This window comes from Spongiactinospora gelatinilytica (assembly GCF_003236385.1).
Classification (GTDB): domain Bacteria; phylum Actinomycetota; class Actinomycetes; order Streptosporangiales; family Streptosporangiaceae; genus Spongiactinospora; species Spongiactinospora gelatinilytica.
Window position 1 is genome coordinate 1 of sequence record NZ_POUA01000564.1, and the last position, 3,234, is coordinate 3,234.

Here is a 3,234-nt window from a genome sequence, read left to right on the forward strand (position 1 = left end):
GCGGTGGGGTCGTGCGTGGGTGGTGGGGGGACGGTGTCCGTCCACTCGCGCAGGCGGTCCTTTTCGTGGAGGAGGTCGCCGAGGTCGTGTTCGGCGTACTCGAACTCCGGCGACCAGAACAGCGCGTCGAACGGGCACACCTCGATGCAGATCCCGCAGTACATGCAGAGCGAGAAGTCGATCGCGAAGCGGTCGAGGACGTTGCGGGCCCGGGGGCGGCCGCCCTCCGGCGCGGGCAGCGTCTCCTTGTGCGAGTCGATGTAGATGCACCAGTCGGGACACTCACGGGCGCAGAGCATGCAGACCGTGCAGTTCTCCTCGACAAGGGCGATCACGCCACGGCTGCGCGGCGGCAGGTCGGGCTTCACCTCGGGATACTGCTGAGTGACCGACCTGCTCAGCATGTGCCGCAGCGTGACAGACAGCCCTTTGGCCAGTCCTACTCCCGGTATGTGCGCCACGACTCAACATCATGGCGCACCTTGCCGCGAAGGTGAATGCCACAGCACCCGTCCGCCCGTTTTCCCCGGAAACCTTGACCGTCACACGATGAGGACTTTGACCAGGCCAGTGAGGGCGAGCTGGCCGAGCGCGACCGGGACGAGGCCGATCCAGGCCAGTTTCTGCAACTGGTCCTCGCGCAGGCGCGGGTAGCTGACCCGCAGCCAGATCACCACGAACGACAGCAGCGCCACCTTCACCAGCATCCACACCGGCCCCGGCAGCAGCGGTCCGTGCCAGCCCCCCAGGAACAGTACGGCCGTGAGGGCGGACAGGACCACGATGCCGACGTACTCGGCCAGCATGAACAGCGCGAACCGCATGCCGGTGTACTCCGTCATGTGCCCCATGATCAGCTCGGATTCGGCGATGGGCATGTCGAACGGCGGGCGGCGAAGCTCCGCCAGCCCGGCGATGAAGAAGACCACGCCGCCGGCCGCCTGCCAGGGCAGCCACCACCACTGCCAGGCGTCCACGATGCCGGACAGGGACAGCGTGCCCGCGGCCATCGCGACGGAGGAGGCGGCGAGCACCAGCGGGAGTTCGTAGGACATGAGCTGGGCCGCCGAGCGCATGCCGCCGAGCAGGGAGTACTTGTTGCCCGAGGACCACCCGGCCATGATCGAGCCGAGCACGCCGACGCCCATCACCGCGAGCACGAAGAACAGCCCGACGTCGAGGTCGGCGGCGACCAGGCCGGGGCCGATCGGGATGGCGGCCATCACCACCAGGTAGGGGACCAGCGAGACGCCGGGGGCGAGGGCGAACACCCGGCGGTCGGCGGCCCGCGGGATGATGTCCTCCTTCTGCATGAACTTCACGCCGTCGGCGATCAACTGGGCCCAGCCGTGGAAGCCTCCCGCGTACATCGGGCCGAGGCGGGCCTGCATGTGCGCCATGACCTTGTGCTCGGCCTGGCCCACGATCAGCGGCAGCAACAGGAACGCGACCATGACCGACGCGATCCGGACCAGGACGTCGAGCACTTCAGCCATCGCGACCCCAATCGGGGGGAACGCCGGGGGGAAGGGTCTTGCGCCGGCTCGGTGAGCCGTGGTCGGACTCGCCGGGCTCCTTGGCCCCCGGCCACGCCTTGGCGACGCGGGCGGCCAGGACGAAGTCCTTGCGCAGCGGGTGGCCCTCGAAGCCGTCCGGGAGCAGCAGCGGCACCAGGTGGGGGTGCCCCTCGAAGATCACCCCGAACATCTCGAAGGTCTCCCGCTCGTGCCAGTTCGCGCCCCGGTAGACACCGGTCACGCTGGGCAGGCGGGGGTCGGCGCGGGGCACGGAGGTGCGGGCCAGCAGGTGGGTACGGCCTGCGGGGGCGTAGACGTGCGCGACCACGGAGAACGCCTCGGGCGGGTCGTCCACGCCGGTCAGCCAGTCGAAGAACTCGCAACCCAGCTCGTCGCGGGCGAAGGTGAGCAGCTCGGGCCACAGCTCGGCGGGCACGTCGGCGGTGATCTCACCGAAGGACTCGGTGACCCGCACCCGCTCGCCGTACCGTTCGGCGAGGGCGCGCGCGGCGTCGTCGCTCACGATCCGGCCTCCCCGCCCGGGTGGGACCGCGACCATACGTAACGGTCGCTCAGCGTCTCACCGGCGATCTGTTCCTGGAGCTTGATGATGCCGTGCAGGAGCGCTTCGGGGCGCGGCGGGCAGCCGGGCACATAGACGTCGACCGGGATGATCTGGTCGACGCCGTTGGTGACGGCGTAGGAGTCCCAGTACGGGCCGCCGGAGTTGGAGCACGCGCCGAAGGAGATCACGTACTTCGGGTCGGGCATCTGCTCATAGAGCCGCTTGATGGCGGGGGCCATCTTGTCGGTCACCGTGCCCGCGACGATCATCAGGTCGGCCTGCCTGGGGCCGTTGGCGAACGGGATCACGCCGAACCGGATGAAGTCGTGCCTGCTCATCGAGGTCGCGATGAACTCGATCGCACAGCAGGCCAGCCCGAAGTTGAACACCCACAGCGAATAGCGCCGCCCCCAGTTGAGGATGAACCGCATGGGTTTGGGGGCGAGCCGCGACACCGGGCCCACGGTGGGCATCGGCAGGTCCGCCTTGGCCATCGTTCTCCTTCCGTCCGGCCCGCCCGGGTCAGGTCCAGGCGAGCACGCGCTTGCGCCACGCGTAGAGGATGCCGAGCGCGATGAATCCCAGGAAGAGGAACATCTCCACCAGTGTCGTCATCCCGAAGCCGGGCGCGGCGTAGACGGTAGCCCACGGGAACAGGAAGACGGCATCTACCGCGAACACCACATAAAGGTACGTGAACACGTAGTACCGGACCTGCGACTGCGCCCAGCCCTCTCCCACGGGATCGACACCGCACTCGTAGGAGGTCAGTTTCTCAGGGGTGGGACGGCTGGGGCGGAGCATCCGGTTGGCGAACAGGGCCGCGGCGACGACCACCGCGCCGATCGCGAAGAGCACGACGACCAGAGCGTAGGAGCCGAAGTATCCGCCCATGGGCCGATCGTAACCCCGCCGCCGGGGCTTTCCCAGACGCGCCGGCGACCCACCTGCCGAGGCCGGACAGGGCCCGCCCATCGTCCGGGCACGCCGCGTAAAAGCATCCCCCCACTTCCCACCAATTCATGACAAGCGGCCACAAATCACCCGGCCAGCTCCCTAGCCTCAACCACCATGTGCACCATCCGACTGGCCGGAGGAATCGCGCTCATCACCGCGATCACGACCGGTTGCGGTGGCATGGACGTCTCCCCC

At 68.6% G+C, this 3,234-nt stretch carries 5 protein-coding genes; all 5 read right to left on the bottom strand.

Features of this window, described 5'->3' with window-relative positions; genetic code table 11:
* A partial coding sequence (locus tag C1I98_RS36920; protein ID WP_146607873.1) for a NuoI/complex I 23 kDa subunit family protein occupies nt 1-461 on the bottom strand: 461 nt, incomplete at its 3' end.
* 81 nt (nt 462-542) lie between these two features.
* The gene (gene nuoH, locus C1I98_RS36925; RefSeq protein WP_111171912.1) at nt 543-1,496 is read right to left on the bottom strand and encodes an NADH-quinone oxidoreductase subunit NuoH; all 954 of its coding nucleotides are present in this window, start codon (nt 1,494-1,496) and stop codon (nt 543-545) included.
* Nucleotides 1,489-2,040 carry an NADH-quinone oxidoreductase subunit C gene (locus C1I98_RS36930; protein WP_306461947.1) on the bottom strand — a complete coding sequence of 184 codons (552 nt, stop codon included), beginning with the start codon at nt 2,038-2,040 and terminating at the stop codon, nt 1,489-1,491. Before C1I98_RS36930 ends, nuoH begins: the two co-directional genes overlap by 8 nt.
* Nucleotides 2,037-2,576 (bottom strand): NADH-quinone oxidoreductase subunit B, encoded by a 540-nt coding sequence (locus C1I98_RS36935; protein WP_111171914.1) that lies wholly within the window; start codon nt 2,574-2,576, stop codon nt 2,037-2,039. The genes C1I98_RS36930 and C1I98_RS36935 overlap by 4 nt, the downstream gene beginning before the upstream one ends.
* A 28-nt stretch (nt 2,577-2,604) precedes the next feature.
* Nucleotides 2,605-2,976 carry an NADH-quinone oxidoreductase subunit A gene (locus C1I98_RS36940; RefSeq protein WP_111171915.1) on the bottom strand — a complete coding sequence of 124 codons (372 nt, stop codon included), beginning with the start codon at nt 2,974-2,976 and terminating at the stop codon, nt 2,605-2,607.
* Nucleotides 2,977-3,234: the final 258 nt, after the last annotated feature.